The sequence below is a fragment of the Streptomyces acidiscabies genome, assembly GCF_020010905.1.
In the GTDB taxonomy this organism is placed as follows: domain Bacteria; phylum Actinomycetota; class Actinomycetes; order Streptomycetales; family Streptomycetaceae; genus Streptomyces; species Streptomyces acidiscabies.
In genome coordinates this window covers 3295083-3313121 of record NZ_JAGJBY010000002.1, presented here as the reverse complement: position 1 = coordinate 3313121, position 18039 = coordinate 3295083, and the positions used below count along the sequence as shown (strand labels likewise).

Sequence of the window (18039 nt, the reverse complement as noted above, 5' to 3'; positions counted from 1 at the left end):
CGTCATGCCCCACCGGCCCGCCCGCCGTGCCTCGGCCTCCCCGCTGTTCACCCCGCACGGGGTCGGCCGGGCGGACCGCAAGATCGCACGCCGCCGTCTCGCCGACGCCACCGCGCAGGCCCGCGCCGAAGAATCCGCCCGTACGGCCGACTCCTCCGACGCCTCGGCGATCATGCCGGGCGCTCTCCACCCTGTCTCCGGACGCCCCGGACCCGCCTCTGCCCGGGGCAGCCGGCTGCGGCTTCCCCAGCACCGCATGACCACCGCGCTCGCCGCCGGCGCCTATCCGTTCCTCGCCGAAGGGGGGCTCGGCGCCGACGGCATCTACATCGGCACCGATGTCCACGCCGAAGCGGCGTTCACGTTCGACCCGTTCACCCTGTACGGGCGTCTCGACGGGTTCACGAACCCGAACGTCCTGCTGGCAGGGGTGATCGGGCAGGGCAAGTCCGCGCTCGCCAAGTCGATCGCGCTGCGCTCGGTCGCCCACGGCTACCGCGTCTACGTCCCCTGCGACCCCAAGGGCGAATGGACGCCGGTCGCCGCGGCGCTCGGGGGGACGTCCATCGCGCTGGGGCCCGGCCTGCCCGGCCGGCTCAACCCGCTCGACGCCGCCCCCCGGCCCGAGGGCGTCCCCGAGAGCGACTGGGCCGGGGAGGTCCGTACGCGGCGGCTGCTCCTGCTCGCCTCCCTCGCCCGCACCGTCCTGGGCCGCGACCTGCTGCCGATGGAGCACACCGCGCTCGACGTCGCCCTGGACCTCGCCCTGGACCTCGCCCTCGCCGACGCCGCGCACCGCACCCCGCTGCTCGGGGACGTCGCCCGCGCCCTCAACGACCCCGGCCTGGACGCCGCCGACGTGTCGGGGCGGCTCGGCGACGCCGCACGCGACCTCGCCCACGCCCTGCGCCGCCTCGTCCACGGCGACCTCGCCGGCATGTTCGACGCCCCCTCCACCGTCCGCGTCGACCCGCACAGCCCGGTCCTCACCATCGACCTGTCCCGATTGGGTGGAGCCGGCGACGACACCGCGCTCGTCCTCGCGATGACGTGCGCGAGCGCGTGGATGGAATCCGCGCTCACCGACCCGGCAGGCGGGCGCCGCTGGATCGTCTACGACGAGGCATGGCGCCTCATGCGCCACCCCGCACTCCTCCAGCGCATGCAGGCCCAGTGGAAACTCTCCCGCGGCCTCGGCATCGCCAACCTCATGGTCATCCACCGCCTGTCCGACCTGCTCACCGCGGGCGACGCCGGATCCCGGGGCCGCGCCCTCGCCGAGGGCCTGCTCGCCGACTGCTCCACCCGCATCGTCTACCGGCAGGAAACCGACCAACTCACCGACTCAGCCTCACTGTTGGGCCTGACCTCGGTCGAATCCGACGCCATCTCACATCTCAACCGCGGACGCGCCCTGTGGAAGGTCGCCGGCCGGTCCTTCATCGTCCAGCACACCCTCCACCCCGACGAGCGCCGCCTGTTCGACACCGACGAACGCATGCGCTGAGCGCCGAGTTCCCCGGGACATCCCCGCACCGTCCGCATCCCTACCGGAGCCAGCACCGCACCATGCCCGTCCACATCGTCTGGGACTGGAACGGCACCCTCAAAGACGACCAGGCCGACCTGCTCGCCGCCGTGAACCACACACTCCAGAGGCTGCACACCCCTCCCATCGACCTCCCGACCTACCAGACACAACACATCCTGCCCGTCCGGCGTTTCTACACCCGGCTGGTCAACCGGCCGCTCACCGACGACGAATGGGCCCAGGCCCAGACGGACTTCGCAAGCTTCCTGCGCTCCCGGCCGCCACGGCTGCGGGCGGGCGCCGAACAGGTTCTGGCCCGCGTGCGCGACCTCGGGCACAGCCAGTCCCTGCTCTCCCTGTATCCCGAGGACCTGCTGCGCGGTGAAGTCCGGCGCCTGGGCATCGCGGATTTCTTCACACGGATCGACGGCCGCCGCGGACCCGACGGAACCAAGGAACACGTCCTCACCGAGCATCTCAAAGCCCTCCCCGACCGCCTCCGCTCACGCCCTGTCCTCGTCATCGGCGACACCGCCGACGACGGACGGGCCGCGTGCGCTGTCGGTGCCCACGCCGTCCTGCACACCGGCGGCCTGGAAACGGCGGACCGGCTGCGCGCCACGCTGCTGCCGGTCACCGAAAGTCTCGATGCCGCCGTGGACTTGGGGCTCCGCGGCCTCGCCGGACGCGCGAAATCGTCCGCCGCTCCAGCCGGCCCGCACCGGCCTCTCCCGCCGGGCAGCCCCGGCGATCACTCCCTCCACGGTCCAGGAGGGCACACTGCGCTACCTCGGCACTCCCTCGGGACCTGAGATACGGGCCGCGATGAGCGCCGGACGCATCGGCTGCATGACCACCCCCGCGCAGGGCGCCCGGATCCCCGAGGGCGCGCTGTTCGCCTGCGACAACTCAAGGTTCGGGAGCGACGGCAAAGGCCGCTACTGGCCCGGCGCCGAGGCATGGTTCGCCTGGCTGTGGCGCACTGTCGAACGGTACGGACCGGACCGGTGTCTGTGGGCGCTCGCCCCGGACCAGCCGTTCGACGCCGCCGGCACTCTCACCGAGTCCCTGCCCTGGCTGGCTCGCATCCGTGAGTTGGACATCCCGGCCGCCTACGCGGCCCAGGACGGGTGCGAGGTACCCGGACTGCTGCCGTGGGACGGTTTCGACGTCCTGTTCCTGGCCGGATCGACCGAGTGGAAGCTCGGCCCCGTCGCCGAACGGCTGGCCCGCGAGGCGAAGACCCGCGGCAAAGGCGTGCACATGGGCCGCGTCAACTCCCTGCGCCGCCTTCGGATAGCCGAGTGGTTCGGCTGTGACTCGGCCGACGGCACTTATCTCGCTTACGGGCCCGACAAGAACCTGCCCAGGCTCCTCGACTGGCTCGACGAACTCGACGGCCGCCCCTCCCTCGTCGGCGGCACGCACGCATCCAGCGGCTCCGCCACGGTGCCGAGAACCCCACGCCCGCGAGCAGATCCCCGACGCCATGCGCTTGCTGGCCAGGATGCCGCCGCAGCCGGCCACAGCCCTCCCGCGGCTCCGCGTTCCTCACCGGGCGCGTACCGGCGTCGCTGACGACAAAACCCTCCGCCTGAGAAGGAATGTCTCCCTGTCCTCCGACCTCATCCGTTTCGCGACCGCCCTCGCCGGCCAGTTGGGCTGGACCGCCACACCGACGCAGCCGCACGGGCACCCGCTCTGGGGCTTCGGCACCCGTCTGCACGAGGCCCTGGACCAGGCGTCGGAAGCGGCGCTGCTGACCACTCCCGGGGGCACCGAGTTCATCATCGCCCCGCGCACCGACCCGGACGCCTACCGCTACCTCGTCGGCCCCCTGCGCCCCACCGACCTCCCTGCCAACACGACCGCGGCGATACAGGAACGGGAACCCACCGTCGTCCTCCTCAACGCGGCGGCCACCCCCGAGCACGCGGCGGACCGTTTCAGCATGTTCCTCTCCGGCTGGGAGGACCACCTCACCCGCGCACGGGCGGCGCTGGAACCCGTCGAGGCGGCACGCCTCGACGACGTCTTCACCGCTTACGCCGGGACCGTCGCCGCCACGCTCCCCGGCGACTGGACCGCCACGGTCCTGGACCTCGACTCCCGCGCCCACCAACGCCTCTTCCCCACCCTGTGGGCCACCGGGCCCGACACCGGCCGCAAAGCCTTCGCCACGGCAGCCCGCGCCGCGCTCCTGACCGGCCCGCGCCACCGCGTCCTGCTCGTCCAGGACGCCGGCCCCCACCGGGACACGACCGCCGTCACCTTCCTCCCGGCCCGCCTGCGCATCACCCCCGACAGCCCCGTCCCCGGCCCGGCGGCCCTCTCCCTGACCGCCGACGCCGCAGCCTCAGCGCAGAGCATCCGCTCCCTCCTCCTGCCCGCCTGGGACCGCGCAGTCTTCTCCGCCCGCACCGGCGTCCTCGCCCACGCCACCGCCGAACTCCGGCAGGCCATCGACTCCTGGGACGCCGTCGGCGACACCTACCACGCCGCCCACGACCCCGGCGCCGGCGCGGTCATACGCGACGCCCGCGCCTGGACCGCCGTCCAGACCTACCTCACCCACGCCCCCGCCACGCTCAACGCCATCACCGCCGTGACCACCGGCGCCGACCGCCTCGCCGGGCCGGTCAGCCGTGACCTGCGCACCCTGGACCACCTCCGGGAGACCCTGCGCAACGCCGGCCGCCTCAGGCGCGAATGGGACGCACGCATCCGCCAGGCACCCGCCGCCGAACAGCCGCTCCTCGTCGAGGAGCGCAACGCCGAGATGTGGTCCCACGCCGTCGACCTCGCCGCCACGGGCGAAGCAATGATCGGCGCCGCCCGCCACGTCACCGGCCGCATCGGCACACCCCCGCCACCCCCGGCGAAGGCCCCCGCATCCCTGACCGCACCGACTCCTCCACCGGCACCTGCACCGGTCCTGATCATCGGCCCCACCCGGCGCGGCAAGTGAAACGCCCCTGCACCCCCCGCGCCCCTCCCCTCCGCCGAGAAGAAACATCACCCATGTCTTCCCCGTCTTCCGACCTGTATCTCTTCGCCACCACGCTCGCCGAACACCTGGGCTGGACCGCCACCCTGGTCCCCGGCACCCAGCGCATCGGCCTGAAGGCGTCGAATCCTCCCCTGTCCGACGCGGAGATCCCTGCGGCACTGCTGACCATGCCAGACGGCACTCAGTTCATCGCCACCGCCGCTGCCGAACCGGGCGCGTACTCCATCGTCCCCCGCCTGCCCGACGACCTCCCGGCCGAGGCCGTCTTCGAGGCCAGCCCGCACAAACCTGCCACCGTGCTCGTCGTCCTCGCCGACCAATTGCCCCGTACCGCCGGCCTCGTCGAGCACTTCGCCCGTGAATGGGAGGACCACCTCTTCCTCCTGCGCAACCCCGGCGAAGCGGTCCGCCGCGGGCAGGCGTTCACCGCCTACACCGGCAGCATCGCCGAGGTACTTCCCGGAGACTGGGCCACCGCCCCCGTTCCTCTGCGCCCCTTCGACAGGGACTTGCTGGGTGACAGGCTGTGGACCAGCGGATCGGACGACGCAACGGCACTCAGCCGCCGCGCGGCACGCGCCTCGCTCCTGTCCGGCCCCGACCACGACGTGGTCCTCCTCCAGGAGGCGGGCTCCCGAGCCCTGATCATCGCCGCCACTCTTCTTCCCACCACGCCGTTCATCTCGCAGAGCGACGCGATCCCCGGTCCCGGCCCGCTCGTCCTGCCATCCGACCCGCACGAGGCCGCCGACAGGATCTACCACACCCTCCTGCCCGTCTGGACCCGCAACGTCTGGGACGCTCGCATCAGCCTGCTCGCCCACGCGACCGTCGAACTCCACCACACCGCCGCCTCCTGGCAGGTCGTCTCCCCCACCTACGCCGGCCACCCGCTCGCCGAAGCCGCACGTGGCACCGCCATGTCGCTGCGCGACGTCCGCGCCCAGGACGCCGTCGACGTCTACCTCGCCCACGCGCCCGCCCTGCTCGACGGCATCACCGCCGTGACGACCCCCACCGACCACCTCGCCGGCCCGCTCCGAGGCGTCCTGTACGAACTGGACTACGTCCGTCAGCACCTGACCGGCATCACCCGCATCCGCCAGGCGCTCTCGGAGATCCAGGAAGCTCCCGCCACCGCACAGTCCTTCCTCACCCTGGAGCACGCCCAGGACGCATGGCACCACGCGATGGGCCTCGCCACCGCAGGCGACACCATGATCCGCGCCGCCCGCCACGTCGCCCCCCGCATCGGCACACCCCCACCGCCGCCCCCAACGCCGGTCGCAGCGCGGAAGCCCGCCCCCGAACCGACCCCTCAGGCGCCCTGCTCGGGGGCTTCCTCCCGGCGCGGCCGGTGAGGCGCGACGTCCAGAACCTGTACGGCGGGGTCACCGGCCCGCTCACCGCACGTGGCCTGACCTGCACCGTCGAAAGAGCCTGCCGGGCCCGCGCTTCCCCGTCGAGAGCCGAGACGCGCCGTCCTTCTCCCCTGTGCACAACACCGACTCTGAAGAGGAACACCCCTGCGCCACCCGGACTTCGATCTCAACGACAACACCGGCCGGACCAGCAACCAGGTCAACGCCCACCGCACCGGCTCAGCCACCAGCGACGACCTGCGCCGCTGGGCTCGCCGTGACGCCGACAGGTTCCGTGCCGACCACCCCCTGACCGAGCCGTTCCCCACACCGGACCTGGATCCCTACCGCGCTGCTCTCGCCGAAGCCGGCAGCCCGGCCGAGTTCAGCTACGTCCTCGACACCCTGCTGGAAGCCGTTACCCCGGCCGTCCACGAGATCGTCAACCATCTGGAGGAGCACTTCTACCGCTGGAAGAAGCACAACGGCGGCGGCGAGCTCGACTCACCGGCCCGGCTCATACGCGACGCCGCCAGCCGCCTGCTGTTCGGGCTCACCCTGGCCGACGACGCGCACCTCCAAGCTCTGCGCGCGCACTACGACCCACTCTCGTCGCCGGTACCGTCTGCGGACACCCCTGCCACCCCCAAGCCCCCGGCACCACCGCCCGCTCCCGGCACCGCAGGACCGCGCCGATGAACCACCGCCGCCTTCCCCCGCTCGGGCCGCAACTGCGTCAAATCATCACCGTGACCCGGTTCGCCGCCGACCTCGCCGCGCGGCTGCCCGGCCGGTGGCGCATCGAATCAGACTGCCCGCCGGTCAGCGACGACGACGCGACCGCCCGGATCTGGGACACCGGCCCTCTCCTCCACGAGCCCGGAACCCCCGCCGCCCACCGCCGGGTCCTCACCCACCCCCACGGCATCCAGCTCTACGTGATGCCTCGCCCCCGCCACCCCCACCAGTACCTCGTCCTGCCCATGCTCCCCGCCGGCACCGGCCACCAGCACGTCCGCGGCCTCACAGCACCGCGTGGCATCGCCGTCCCGGCCGACCCCGCCCGCGCCGCCGCCGCTGTGCAACGCCGCCTCGGCTCCTCCATCGACCTCGTCCTCACCGCCCTGCCGGCATGGCGGCGCGCCCATGCCGGACAGCGCCGCGTCTCTGTCGCCATCACCCCGGACCAGGGCATCCGGATCCGCTGCCACCACGCCAGCGGGCTGTACGAACTCCTCGGCCGCGGTGGCTACATCCTCGACCCCGCGACCGGCGACTGCCGGTCCCCCGACGGTCTGCCGCGCAAGGGCGCCCTCCTCCAACTCGCCCGCGCCACCACCCGTCTGCGCCGCCTCGGCTTCCACGTCTGCCTCGACACCCGCCCCACACCACCGGCCGACGGTCCCGCCGGACCGCCCCCGACACCGCCGGACAGGCCGAACAGCCGATGACCCCCACGGTCCCGCTCCCTCCTCACCGCACCACGTTCCTGCGCGCCTTCGGGGCCGCGCTCGCCGAGCGTCTCCCCGGCCCGTGGATGTCCGCCTACCGCTCCTACCGGCCCGGCGGGGACCCGTTCCCGCTCCACGACCGGGTCTGGGACAACGGTGAGATCCGCAACGCGGTCGCCGGCCACATGCTGGGCCACGACGTCCTCCTCCACGGACCCGGCCAGCAGGTCCTGTGCGTCATCGACCGTCCCCGCCGCCGGGGCGAGTTCCTCGTCGTCCCGCTCGAACCCGAGGCCGCGCCCCACCACGTCAGCGCGGTCGACGAGCCCTGCGGTATCTCCGTCCCCGCCGACCCCGCCCGTGCCGCCGCCGCGGTCGCACGCCGTCTGCTCCCCGCCTACCGGCACGCCCTGGACACCGTACGCGCCGAAGCGCGCCGCAGGCCGCACCCTCCGCACCGGCCTTCCGCTCCCGAGGTCTCCCGGACCGTCACGCTCGTCTGGTACCCGGACGGCGCCATCGGCACGCCGTACGCCGCCGTTCCCGCCGACGCCCGCCACGTCCTGCTCGCCCGCTCCTTCCAGTACCGGCTGGACGAGGCCGCCCTCGTCCTCCTCCGCGCCGCCGAGCACGCCGTAGCGCTCCAGGAAGCGGCGCGGACACTGGCCCGGACGGGGATCGGCGTGAACATCCGCCACGCCGCGCCGGCACCGCCACCCCGCAGGCCCTCCCCGCCGGGGCGGCGCCGGTGAACCGGCCTCGCCCCGGCGTCCACGGCTCCGCGCTCGACCAGCGTGTACTGCTGCACACCGTCGCCGACTCGCTCCAGCACATCGCCGACGGTCTCCCCCTCGACGACCAGGTCCACCCGGACCCGCCGGTCAGCTTGACCCTCGAGGACGAAATGCGTCGCCTGGCACGCCTGCTCGGGTATCTGGCGGGTGCGACGTCCACCCGGCACCGTGACGCCGCCGACCACCCCGGCGACGTCACGGACACCGACCGCACGGTCACGATCGCGCTCGCCCAAGCCGCCGAGTCCGCCGGCCACGCGCTCGCGTCCCTCGGCACCGCCGTCCGCCACCTCGCCCGCCTCACCGACCTCACCCGCCGCCGCGCCCCCGCCACGACCGTCGACACCGCGCTCCGGCAGACCGTCCTCGGCATCAGGACGAGCCGAAGACACCTCCACCACGGCGCCAGGCAGCTGAGAACCACCGCCGACGCCCGCGCCGCGTCCGCGATCCCCGCCCCGCCGCCGCAACCGGTCCCCCTGCCCCGCCGCCTGTGAGCGTGTCCCGCTCCCGCGTGCGACGCACTCCCCTCAGGTACCGGCACAACCTCTCCCAGCTCACCACCCGACCGACCCAGCCACCGGAGTCCACCGTCCCCCACCCCACCGGCCGCATCCAAGGGGAGAAGAGCGTCCTGCTCCAGACGGCCTGGATGTTCGACAACCTCCGCGCCGAGATAGCCCAGGCCCATCCTCGCGGCTCCCTGCCCGACCTCGCCACCGTGTGCCGCCTGGCCATGGCCCTCGCGGACCTGACGAGAAACGCCGCCGGCGAGGTGGGCGTGTCCGCCATCGACCCCGTGCCCCACCCGGTCCACGCCGCCTACACCCAGGCGACGGTCGCGGCCGGGAACGCGCTCAGCGACTACTGCGAAGTCGTCGAACAGGTCAGTTCCCTGCACGCCGACGCGCCCGCCCTGGCCCCGGAGCTCCTGCGCCTCGTCCGCCAGGCCGCCACCGACATCGTCCAGGACCGTGTGAACCTCGTCCTCGACAAACTCCGGACGACCGCGACCATGCTGTGGCGGGCAGCCGAACGACTCGACACCGCGCGCCCCGCCCCCCGCACCGCACCGCTGCGGCCGGCACCTTCACCGGCCCCGCCTCCCCCACCGCGTCCTCTCGCTTACATGCCCCGCCCCTCCCGCTGACCCCGCCCCGCTCGCGACACTTGGCGTCCACCATCACACCGAACACCCAACAGCCCCTTCTCCTCGACGCGTTCGCCCGCGCTCTCGCCACAGACCTGCCCGGCCGGTGGACGACCGACCCGACCACCACAGCCACCGGCCCCGACCCGGCCGGCACCCGGATCTGGAACAACAGCCCCCTGCCGAACAGCACGGCCAAGGCGAAGACGGTCCACCGGGCGATCCTCACCTCCGGCCACGGCCACCAGTTCTACGTCACGCCCCGCCCACGGCGCCCAGGCCAGTTCCTGGTGCTGCCGATGCTCCCCGCCGGCACCGGCCGCCGGCACGTCGAGGGCCTGCGGGCACCGCGCGGCATCGCCGTGCCCGCGGACCCCGCCCGCGCATCAGCGGCCGTGCGCCGCCGCGTCCTGCACGACTTCCGTATCGCTTCGCTCACCGCCCTGCGGCGCAGCAGCCCCGGCCACCTCCAGGTCCGCATCGACATCGACACCCGCCAGCGCGCCCGGATCCGCACCGGCTACCTCCACGCGCTCTTCGAAGTCCTCGACGCGGGCGCTGTGATCGACCCCGCCACGGGCGACGTCCGCTTCCCCGGCACCCACACCCCCGAACAGACCGCAAGCGCGCTCGCCGTCTGCCTGTCGCGGCTGCACGACCACGACTACCACGTCATCGTGCGCACCCCGACGGGCCTGCACTCCAGGCCCCCGGCGCGCCCGGCCCGCCTCCCGCAGCCGAGGCGCCGATGAGCGCGAACGACGACGAAGTCCTCATCGGGCTGATCCTCCCGGACCGGCAGCGCATCCTCCGCAGCACCGTCGAGGCCGTCCGCACCCCCGCCGCCGGTCCCGGCCAGACCATGCCCGCCCCCGTTCCGGGCCACCTCGTCACCGCGAACAACCTGCCGCAGAGCCTCACGCAGGACCGGCGTCGCGCCGATCCTTCCTCCGCACAGACCGAGTCCGGACCGGCGCCGCTCACCCGGCCGGCGTCCACGCCCGCCCGCACCCAGCAGGCTGCGGCACACCCCGCCGCCGTGACCACGCTCCCCGGCACCCGCCCGTCCTCGCCCCGGCGCGGCCGGTGAGGCCCGACGTCCAGGACCTGTACGGCGGGGTCACCGGTCCGCTCACCGCACGCGGCCTGACCTGCACCGTCGAGTACGGGCTGTCGGACTGGATCGTCCACGCCGAACTCCCCGACCACTCCTACCTGATCATCTCGCCGCCCCAGGAACCCCCAGGACACCACCCTGCCGGCCGGCCTGACGCGTGGACCGCGTCCTGGAACCGCGACACCCCGCCCGCGCACCGGCTCCTGTACGACTCCACCCCCGGCGGACTCGACGAAGCCCAGCACGGCCGCCTCCTCCCGCTCCTACACGCCCTCGACACCCACCTCGACCGCCTCCACGTCCCGCCCCGTCCCTGCGCACCCCCGCACCATTCCCAACACCCCATGCCTGTCAGCGACTTCACCCGCGACCTCGCCCGACACCTGCCCGGCGGATGGCAGCCCGACCCCACCCCCGCCCTCACCGGCACGGACGCAGCCGGCGCCCGGATCTGGGACAGCGGCCCCCTGCCGTACACCGCCTTCGAGACGGCCGCCACCCCCCGCAGCATCCTCACCTCCGGCCACGGCCTCCAGCTCTACGTCATGCCCCGCCCCCACCGGCACGGCCAGTACCTGGTGCTGCCCATGCTCCCCCCGGGAACCGGCCACCGGCACGTCCAGGGGATCACGGCCCCGCGCGGCATCGCCGTCCCCGCCGACCCGGCCCGCGCCACCGCCGCCGTACGACGGCGCCTCCTGGACGACCACCGGGCCGCCTCGCTCGCCGCGCTCGGGCGCAGCAGCCCCGGACGCCTCCAGATCCACGTCGACACCGACGCCCGCCAGCGCCCCCGTATCCGCACCGGCCACGTCAACGTACTGCGCGAGCTCCTGGACCACGGCGCCCGGATCGACCCCGTCACCGGCGACTGCCACGTCCCCGACACCGGCAGCCCCGGCCAGGCCCAGCGCCGTCTCGCGATCAGCCTCCACCGGCTGCGCCGACGCGGCTACCACGTCATCGTCCACACCCCCATCGGCACCATCTCCCGACCGCCGCTGCCCCACCCTCACCTCCGGGGGCGACGCCGATGACCGCCGCCGACAACGAAGCCTTCATCCACGACCGTCTCGCCCACTGGGAGCGGCACCTGCGCAACACGATCGCCGCCGCCCCTGCGCCCGGCACCGGCCGCCCGCTGCTCGTCCTCGGCCCTCTCCTGGACCAGCTCGTCGCCCTGCGCAATCTCACCTCCGGGCTCGTCGAAGACCTGCGCCGCGACGCCGACAGCCCTCCCCTCACGGCGTCCGCCCCCGGACGGGACTACCTCACCCGGCTGGCCGGCGCGCTGGCCCGCACCGCCGGTGCGGCAGCGCACCTCAGCACGGCCGTGACCGCCCTGACCGAGTCCCACCAGCACGCGCACCACCCCGACGCCGCCGGACTTCCGGCGGAGCAGTACCTGACGGTCCGCCTCGCTCATGCCGCCGCCCTGCGCAGCCTGGGCCGCGCACTCGACACCGTCACCCGCCCGCCCGCAGATCCTGCGGCCTGCCCCGCACCGGCGCCGGTGGGCGAACACGTGCGGACGGCGGATGCCCCTCCCACGCAGCCGGCTCGCCGCCGCCCCTGAACCACCCGGCCCCGCCCTCTCTCACCCACCTGGAGTCCGCCCTGGCCACCCGATCGGTCATCGCCCGCCCCACCGCCACCGGATACGCCGGCGCCTACGTACACTTCGACGGCTACCCCGACCACCAGCTCCCCCTCCTCCTCGGCGCGTACCAGCACCGGTTCGCCGGCGACCTCGACGCACTGTGCCGGCATCTCATCGACGAGGCCCCCACCGGCTGGAACCAGCTCGGCACCGACCTCCTCGACAACGCTCCCGACTCCCTGCGGACCGCCCTCACGCCCCACGGCGAGTACGACAGCAGGAAGATGCCCGGCTTCGGCGACGTCGAGGAGTGGCTCATCACCGAGGAGTCCAGCGGCGGTCTCGACTGGGCCTACGTCCTGCACCCCACGGGTATCGAGGTCATCGCGCGGTCCGACCACGAGCGCGGTCGCCTCGTGGACTGGACGACCGACCCGCAAACCATGTTCTCCAGCCTCCCCGCCGACTGGCGCCCCGCCACGGCGCCCCAGCCCCCGCAGACCACCGCACCCGCCCTTCCCGCCAACGTGCACGCCGCGCAGCGCCGCTGACCGCCTCGCCCCCGCGGTGTCTCCCCGCTCTCTTCGCAGCGTGTCCCCGTGCGCCTGCCCGCCACCTTGCTGACCGCATCGGCCTGCGCCCTCACCGCCTCCGATGCCGCAGTCCCCACCGCAGGCGCCACGAAGCTCGCCGACACCGTCTTCCGCCGAGCCTCCGAGCCTCCGAGCCTCCGCCTGCAACTCCTCGTCCTCTCCCAGGTTTCATGACCCTTCATCCCCAGGCCGAGATCACGCTCGCCTACAGCACCACCCACGGCCTGATCGCCATCGGCCACGGTACCCAGTACGGACGGGCCCACAGCGTCCTCAAGCAGGCCGGATTCACCCGGCACACCTCCGGCATCCACACCGCGCCCGCAGGCGACGTCCGCACCGCCGCCACCCTGCTCCAACGTCTTGCCGGCGACCACGGTGTCCGCGTGAGCGTGAGCCGCCGCCCCTACCTCGCCGACATCGCCGGCCGGATCGCCGCCCGCCTGCCCGGCAGCTGGGCGGCCGAGATCCACGTCCACAGCCATCCCCTCTGGCAGGGCGACCACATCGGCCAACTGTGGAACCACGGCCCGTTCGTCCAGGCCCTGCACGACGAACAGGTCCCCTACGCGGCGAACCTCACCAACGGCACGGACCTCACCCTCCTGATCGCCGAAGACACCAGCGGCCCCGAAGGCGGCCTGTGGGTCGCGCCGTACATCCCCCAAGAGTTCGGGGTCGTCTACCACCCCCCGTACACGCTGCCCTCCCTCACCCTGCCCGCCCAGCCGGAGCACGCCGCCCGGGCCATCGCGGACCAGCTCCTGCCCGCCTACCGCCAGGCCGCCTACGCCTGGCGTCTGGACACGGTGACCGCCGCACTCGACACCCTGGACTCCCGGCTCAGCCCCCAGGCACCGAAGGGCGATTCCCGCCCCGCAGAGCGGGAGCTGGTGACACAGGGCCAGGACGCCGCCGAGATCTGGACCGCGTTCCACGGGCTCCTCGCCCATGGCCCCGGTGTCATCGACGAGTGCGCCGCCGCCGCTGAACAGGCGGCCGACGCCGCCGTGGTCGCGCGGCTGAAGACCGCGCTCGCCTCCGGGCAGGCCGCGCTCGACGACTGGGGCCGACGCGAGAAAACACTCACCGCCGCCCTGCGCTGGATCCCCACGGATGCCCGCGCCCGTCTCGCCCACCAGGCGCTCCCGGACATCGCCACCTGGCTCGCCGACCGTGACGTCTTCCTGCGGATCGCCGCCCGCGCCGCCCCGCAGCCCCCACCGGCCGCACCTCTCCCCGGCGGCCACCGTCCCGCACTCCAGGCCGCCGCTCCCCCACGCCGCCCGCACCACTGACCAAAGGTCCTGGCCTGTCCCCTCACTTCCTCATCCGCTCGGATGCCCGGCACGGCTACACCGCCACCGCCCAGGCCGTCCCCGCCCACCTCACCGACTGGCTCCTGACCCACGAGACCTTCGAGCCCGTCCCCGACACCCCGGGCCTGTACCGGCTCACCGACCCCCACCGCGACGGTGAACGCCGCGCCCGCCAAGCCGTCCACGACCTGCGCCGTCTCGGCCACCGCGTCGACACCGACACCGTCCTCGCCGCCCCCGCACCGCGGGCCCCCGCGCGCACAGCGGCCACCGAGGCCGCCGAGCGGCGTTCCCGCATCGCGCAGGCCGCCGCCCGCCGCTCCCCCACCGCCACACCGCATCCCGCCGCCGCCCCGCCGTCCCCGACCGCACCGGTTCCCGCTGCGGATGCAGCCGGCCTCGGACGGCGCAGGTGAGCACGGCCCGCAGACGGGTCCGGACCGTACACGGGGAAGGCGGCGAGGCCGAAGTCATCTGCCCTCTGTGCGAGTTCGCCGACCGCATCCTGCTCCACGCCAGCTTCGCGTTTCCCCTGCCCGGCACCTGAACCCGCCTCCCCTTCTGACGGGGCCGTGACGATGCTGGCCGCCGCCCGCTACCCCGCCGGCCTCGACCACCCGCCCCGGCCCGGCACACCACCGGCATCCGCGCCGCCGGTGACGACCGCCAAGTACCCGTCCCAGCCGCGCGGCTGCCCCCACCCCCGGAGCACCGATCCCCGCCACCTCCACCGAACCGGCCGACGCCATACGCGAGTTCCGCCTCCGGATGGCCGCCCTCACCGCCACCGCCTACAGGACGTCCGCCGCCGCCCACGACCGCCGCGGCACCCCCCGCGACCTCCCGGCCGCCGCCGAGGCCCGCGCCCGCCGCGACCGGGCCGGCGCGGAAACCTACACCGCGCTGCTGGCCCCGCACGCCGACGTGCTGATCGCCGCCGCCCGCAAGCGCCTCCGCACCCTGGTCTCCAGCCCGTACGCCCCCGCCTGGACCGCCCTGGTCGACGGCCTGGCCACCTCCCACGCCACCATCGCCCACGCCCTGGAACACCCCGCCCCGCCGGGCAGCACCGCCGAACGCGAACAGCACCGCACCCTGTGGCCGCACCTCGCCGCCTGGAGCGACCACAGCCACCTCCTCGACCACCTCACCGAACCACCCCGCCCGCCCGGCCCCGAACTTGCCGGCGAGCACCAGCGCCAGGTGACCGAGCGCGCCCGGGCGGCATCCCGCCGCGGTGACCTCGACCTCGTCGAATCCTGGTACACCGACGACGGCCGCCTCATCACCCTCGCCCACCTCCCCGAGCCGTACGCCGGTCACTCGCTCGTCGCGCTCGCCGGGGATCCGGGCGTCCCCGGCTGGACGGTGATCGGCCACTACCCCGACGACGCCACCGCCCGGCAGACCCTGCCCCGCCCGGCCCCTCCCGGTGTGCTGCGCCCGACCGTCTCCCGCTCCCACCAGCCCGACCTCATGCCCGAGCAGACCCTCCAGGACCTGCTCACGGAGGTAGTCCTCGCGCGGTCGGCCAGTGACGTCGCCGACGTCTTGCTGACCGCCACCCACTCCGGCTACGAAGCCGGTCCCCTCCCCCGCCTGCAACAACTCATCGATACGGCAGCCCAGTTCGCCGCCGCCCTGGAGACCGCACACGGCCGACAGATCTCCGCCAGACTCGGCGCCGCCGCCCGCCAGCTCGCCTTCCTCCACGCCGAGATCCACGAAGCCGCCGAAGACCTCGACGCCACCGTCGCCGTCCTCCCGCCGCACCGCGTCCCCAGAACCCCACCGCCACCGCGCCCCACCCCGGACACCACACCACCGCCCCTCCCGCCCCGCGCACCCACCCAGGCACCCGCCCACCACCGATAACTCCTCCCCGAGGAACCTCTGATGGCAGTACCCACCCGATGGCCCGTCGAGCACACCTGCGGCCACCTCATCGACCACGACCTCTCCAACCGGCCCGCCGACCGCCGGGCCGGATACGCCCGCTGGCTCGCCGGCAAGGACTGCTCCGGCTGCTGGCGGACCGCCCGCGACGCCGACACCCAGTCCAAGGATCAGTGGCTCGCCGCCAGGCGGGCCGAGGAGCAGCTGGCCGCCGCCGAGTGGGCCACCCGTTTCAACATGCCGCCGCTGGAAGGCCCCGAGCGGGCGCTGGAGTGGGGCGAGCGCTGCCGCCACCAGCTGATGACCGCCGCGTACACCGCACTCGTCACCGACGGCACCACCAGCGACACGGACTGGGAGGCCGTCGAGGACGCCGCGCGGCCCCTGACGCGAGCCGGATGGTGGATCGATCAGAGGGAAACCGATCCCGCCGACCTCCCCGAGCTGCTGGCCGCCGCCACCGAAACGGACCGGCCCACCGAGAACCCCTACTTCTGAAACACCGACACCGGCACGGCCATGACCCCCGACCCGCCAGCCGACCGCCCGCATCTACACAGCGCCGGCGTCCGAAGCCGTGACACCGGTGACATCGTGCACGCGCCACCCGCCGTCGCGGTCCCACTGGTACACAGCGCCGGTACAGGAGAAACTTGAAAGCCACACCACCTGAATCTCCGGCGGCACCACGGGGTCCTCGCAGGGAATGAACCTGTGGTCCAGGGCAGTGCCGATGCTCAGGTCCACGGCGTCGGCCCAGAGAAACAGGTGCGGCTCCAAGCCCTTGGCCCTGGCCCTGCCCAGTTTCTTGATCTTGTTGGCGCCGGCTGGTCCCGCGAGGAACTCCTCCACGTAGGGCGGCACGTCGGCAGCGGTGGACAGCCCCACTCCGGACGCGAGACTGCCGCAGAAGATCCGGCCGGCCACGTCCAGGGTGTCCCCGACCTGCGCGACCGCCTTGATACGAAGGCTCTTGACGGTCTCGATGTCCTTGAGCTGCTGAACGTCCGGTGTTCCCGCAGACCCATCACGAGGATTCTCCCACTCCCGGACACTCACACGGTCAACGCCGCGGGCTTCGAGATCCGCGAGCAGGCCGGCAAGCCGATGCGCCCCTTTGCCCTTCACACGGGAGCCGGAGGTGAACTCGACGAACCACCCTTTGCGCAGCCCCGGCAGGACCTCGTCCCGGTACTGCTCCTCCAGACTGCTCCAGAGCTCCTGCAACTTACTGTCGCGGCACGAGGAAACCTCCAGCGCGACCGTTGCCGCCCCTCCCCTGCGCGGAGCCAGCACGAAGTCGGGCTTGCCGTTCTCCGTGTTGTCGTCGCGGTCGACGGTATACGTGCCGAGCACCGCGTTCACGATGGCCTCGGCGAGGACTTCGTCAGGGCGGGAAGGTACCGGCTTCCCAGCCTTCTTCGGCTGCATCGGCTCACTCTATGGGCCCCTCCACGCGATGCCGCACCCGGTCGCGCGGGCAAGGCACTCGGCGGCAAGCCGGCGGTCGGTCACATCGGCGGTCCAGAGGACCGCACTGACAACACCACTCAGCGCCGCAGGAGCACTGCCCTGGCCACACTCGACCCCAGGTTCGTGCCCCGCGGTCCCCACGTTCCACGGAGGTACGCAGTAACCGACAACCACACCCCCTCGCAGGGGCCCTCGCCCGTCCATGAGACGGCAGCGCCGGCCGGGCGCACAGCCGAGCCGTTCGTGGTGATCCAGCACGCCCACACCGGCGAGATCACCACCACCCGCTACAACGCCGCCGCCCGGCGGATCCTGCTCCAGGCCGGCTTCGTGGAGACTCCTGACTGCACCTGCCCAGCGACGCAAACCAGCACCGACTCGATACACGGGCCTGCTCAGCAGCCAGCCAACTGCTCGCCGCCGGCCACCCCCTGCGCCTGCACCGAGCACTCGGTCAGCCGGTGAGCGCCGCCGGTACGCCCCTGTCGGCCACCCCCGTACAGACCGGCGACACGACCTCCCACGCCGAGGCCGCCGCACCACCCGGCCCAGCCTCAGTGCTTCCAGCCCGCGCGAGCGGACGGTCCGGTGTCCCCTCTTGCCGGGGCCGTTCGCCAGCGTCGGCACAGCCCGTGATCCGTTCCGAGACCGGCCCGCCTTCCCAGAGCATTGCCAACCCCGCCTGCACGACCGCCCGTTGAAAGATCCTCGCTTTGACCACACCCAGACCGCCCACGACCCCAC

At 73.5% G+C, this 18039-nt stretch carries 21 protein-coding genes; 19 read left to right on the top strand and 2 right to left on the bottom strand.

Features of this window, described 5'->3' with window-relative positions; translation table 11 throughout:
- Positions 1 to 4 precede the first annotated feature (4 nt).
- From J8M50_RS41200 to J8M50_RS41175, 5 genes are all read left to right on the top strand, one after another.
- Positions 5 to 1507 carry a putative type IV secretion/conjugal transfer ATPase gene (locus J8M50_RS41200; protein WP_010359865.1) on the top strand — a complete coding sequence of 501 codons (1503 nt, stop codon included), beginning with the start codon at positions 5 to 7 and terminating at the stop codon, positions 1505 to 1507.
- 62 nt (positions 1508 to 1569) lie between these two features.
- Entirely contained in the window at positions 1570 to 2343 is a 774-nt protein-coding gene (locus J8M50_RS41195) for an HAD family hydrolase (RefSeq protein WP_010359864.1), read from the top strand.
- A gap of 13 nt (positions 2344 to 2356) precedes the next feature.
- Positions 2357 to 3109, top strand: coding sequence for a hypothetical protein (locus J8M50_RS41190; protein WP_010359863.1), 753 nt, complete (start codon positions 2357 to 2359; stop codon positions 3107 to 3109).
- Positions 3039 to 4499: a hypothetical protein gene (locus tag J8M50_RS49470; protein WP_029184600.1), complete on the top strand. Its 1461-nt coding sequence runs from the start codon at positions 3039 to 3041 to the stop codon at positions 4497 to 4499. The genes J8M50_RS41190 and J8M50_RS49470 overlap by 71 nt, the downstream gene beginning before the upstream one ends.
- A gap of 53 nt (positions 4500 to 4552) precedes the next feature.
- The gene (locus tag J8M50_RS41175) at positions 4553 to 5902 is read left to right on the top strand and encodes a hypothetical protein (RefSeq protein ID WP_010359861.1); all 1350 of its coding nucleotides are present in this window, start codon (positions 4553 to 4555) and stop codon (positions 5900 to 5902) included.
- A gap of 240 nt (positions 5903 to 6142) precedes the next feature.
- On the opposite strand, the gene J8M50_RS41170 is transcribed toward J8M50_RS41175, so the two are convergent.
- Positions 6143 to 6352, bottom strand: a complete 210-nt coding sequence (locus tag J8M50_RS41170) for a hypothetical protein (RefSeq protein WP_158002843.1) — start codon at positions 6350 to 6352, stop codon at positions 6143 to 6145.
- A 245-nt stretch (positions 6353 to 6597) separates the two neighbouring features.
- Between J8M50_RS41170 and J8M50_RS41165 the strand changes: the two genes are divergently transcribed.
- From J8M50_RS41165 to J8M50_RS41105, 13 genes are all read left to right on the top strand, one after another.
- Positions 6598 to 7353 carry a hypothetical protein gene (locus tag J8M50_RS41165; protein WP_010359858.1) on the top strand — a complete coding sequence of 252 codons (756 nt, stop codon included), beginning with the start codon at positions 6598 to 6600 and terminating at the stop codon, positions 7351 to 7353.
- Positions 7350 to 8105 (top strand): hypothetical protein, encoded by a 756-nt coding sequence (locus J8M50_RS41160; RefSeq protein WP_010359857.1) that lies wholly within the window; start codon positions 7350 to 7352, stop codon positions 8103 to 8105. The genes J8M50_RS41165 and J8M50_RS41160 overlap by 4 nt, the downstream gene beginning before the upstream one ends.
- Positions 8102 to 8644 carry a hypothetical protein gene (locus tag J8M50_RS41155; RefSeq protein ID WP_010359856.1) on the top strand — a complete coding sequence of 181 codons (543 nt, stop codon included), beginning with the start codon at positions 8102 to 8104 and terminating at the stop codon, positions 8642 to 8644. Before J8M50_RS41160 ends, J8M50_RS41155 begins: the two co-directional genes overlap by 4 nt.
- 17 nt (positions 8645 to 8661) lie before the next feature.
- The gene (locus tag J8M50_RS41150; protein ID WP_010359855.1) at positions 8662 to 9297 is read left to right on the top strand and encodes a hypothetical protein; all 636 of its coding nucleotides are present in this window, start codon (positions 8662 to 8664) and stop codon (positions 9295 to 9297) included.
- Between the two features lie 20 nt (positions 9298 to 9317).
- Positions 9318 to 10049 (top strand): hypothetical protein, encoded by a 732-nt coding sequence (locus tag J8M50_RS41145; protein WP_010359854.1) that lies wholly within the window; start codon positions 9318 to 9320, stop codon positions 10047 to 10049.
- A complete protein-coding gene (locus tag J8M50_RS41140; RefSeq protein WP_010359853.1) occupies positions 10046 to 10387 on the top strand; it encodes a hypothetical protein in 342 nt (113 codons plus the stop codon). Before J8M50_RS41145 ends, J8M50_RS41140 begins: the two co-directional genes overlap by 4 nt.
- Entirely contained in the window at positions 10384 to 11451 is a 1068-nt protein-coding gene (locus J8M50_RS41135; RefSeq protein WP_010359852.1) for a hypothetical protein, read from the top strand. Before J8M50_RS41140 ends, J8M50_RS41135 begins: the two co-directional genes overlap by 4 nt.
- The gene (locus tag J8M50_RS41130) at positions 11448 to 11990 is read left to right on the top strand and encodes a hypothetical protein (RefSeq protein WP_010359850.1); all 543 of its coding nucleotides are present in this window, start codon (positions 11448 to 11450) and stop codon (positions 11988 to 11990) included. The genes J8M50_RS41135 and J8M50_RS41130 overlap by 4 nt, the downstream gene beginning before the upstream one ends.
- Before the next feature lie 308 nt (positions 11991 to 12298).
- Positions 12299 to 12565, top strand: a complete 267-nt coding sequence (locus tag J8M50_RS41125) for a hypothetical protein (protein WP_010359849.1) — start codon at positions 12299 to 12301, stop codon at positions 12563 to 12565.
- Positions 12566 to 12613: 48 nt separating this feature from the next.
- Positions 12614 to 12781, top strand: a complete 168-nt coding sequence (locus tag J8M50_RS41120) for a hypothetical protein (RefSeq protein ID WP_158002842.1) — start codon at positions 12614 to 12616, stop codon at positions 12779 to 12781.
- Positions 12778 to 13905, top strand: coding sequence for a hypothetical protein (locus J8M50_RS41115; RefSeq protein WP_010359847.1), 1128 nt, complete (start codon positions 12778 to 12780; stop codon positions 13903 to 13905). Before J8M50_RS41120 ends, J8M50_RS41115 begins: the two co-directional genes overlap by 4 nt.
- Positions 13906 to 14694: 789 nt before the next feature.
- Positions 14695 to 15801, top strand: coding sequence for a hypothetical protein (locus tag J8M50_RS49465; RefSeq protein WP_010359845.1), 1107 nt, complete (start codon positions 14695 to 14697; stop codon positions 15799 to 15801).
- A gap of 21 nt (positions 15802 to 15822) precedes the next feature.
- On the top strand, positions 15823 to 16320 hold the full coding sequence (locus J8M50_RS41105; protein ID WP_010359843.1) for a hypothetical protein: 498 nt from the start codon (positions 15823 to 15825) through the stop codon (positions 16318 to 16320).
- A 54-nt stretch (positions 16321 to 16374) separates the two neighbouring features.
- Here J8M50_RS41105 and J8M50_RS41100 read toward each other — a convergent pair whose 3' ends face one another.
- Entirely contained in the window at positions 16375 to 17253 is an 879-nt protein-coding gene (locus J8M50_RS41100) for a hypothetical protein (protein ID WP_010359842.1), read from the bottom strand.
- Positions 17254 to 17538: 285 nt separating this feature from the next.
- Between J8M50_RS41100 and J8M50_RS41095 the strand changes: the two genes are divergently transcribed.
- Entirely contained in the window at positions 17539 to 17760 is a 222-nt protein-coding gene (locus tag J8M50_RS41095) for a hypothetical protein (RefSeq protein ID WP_010359841.1), read from the top strand.
- The last annotated feature ends 279 nt before the right edge of the window (positions 17761 to 18039 follow it).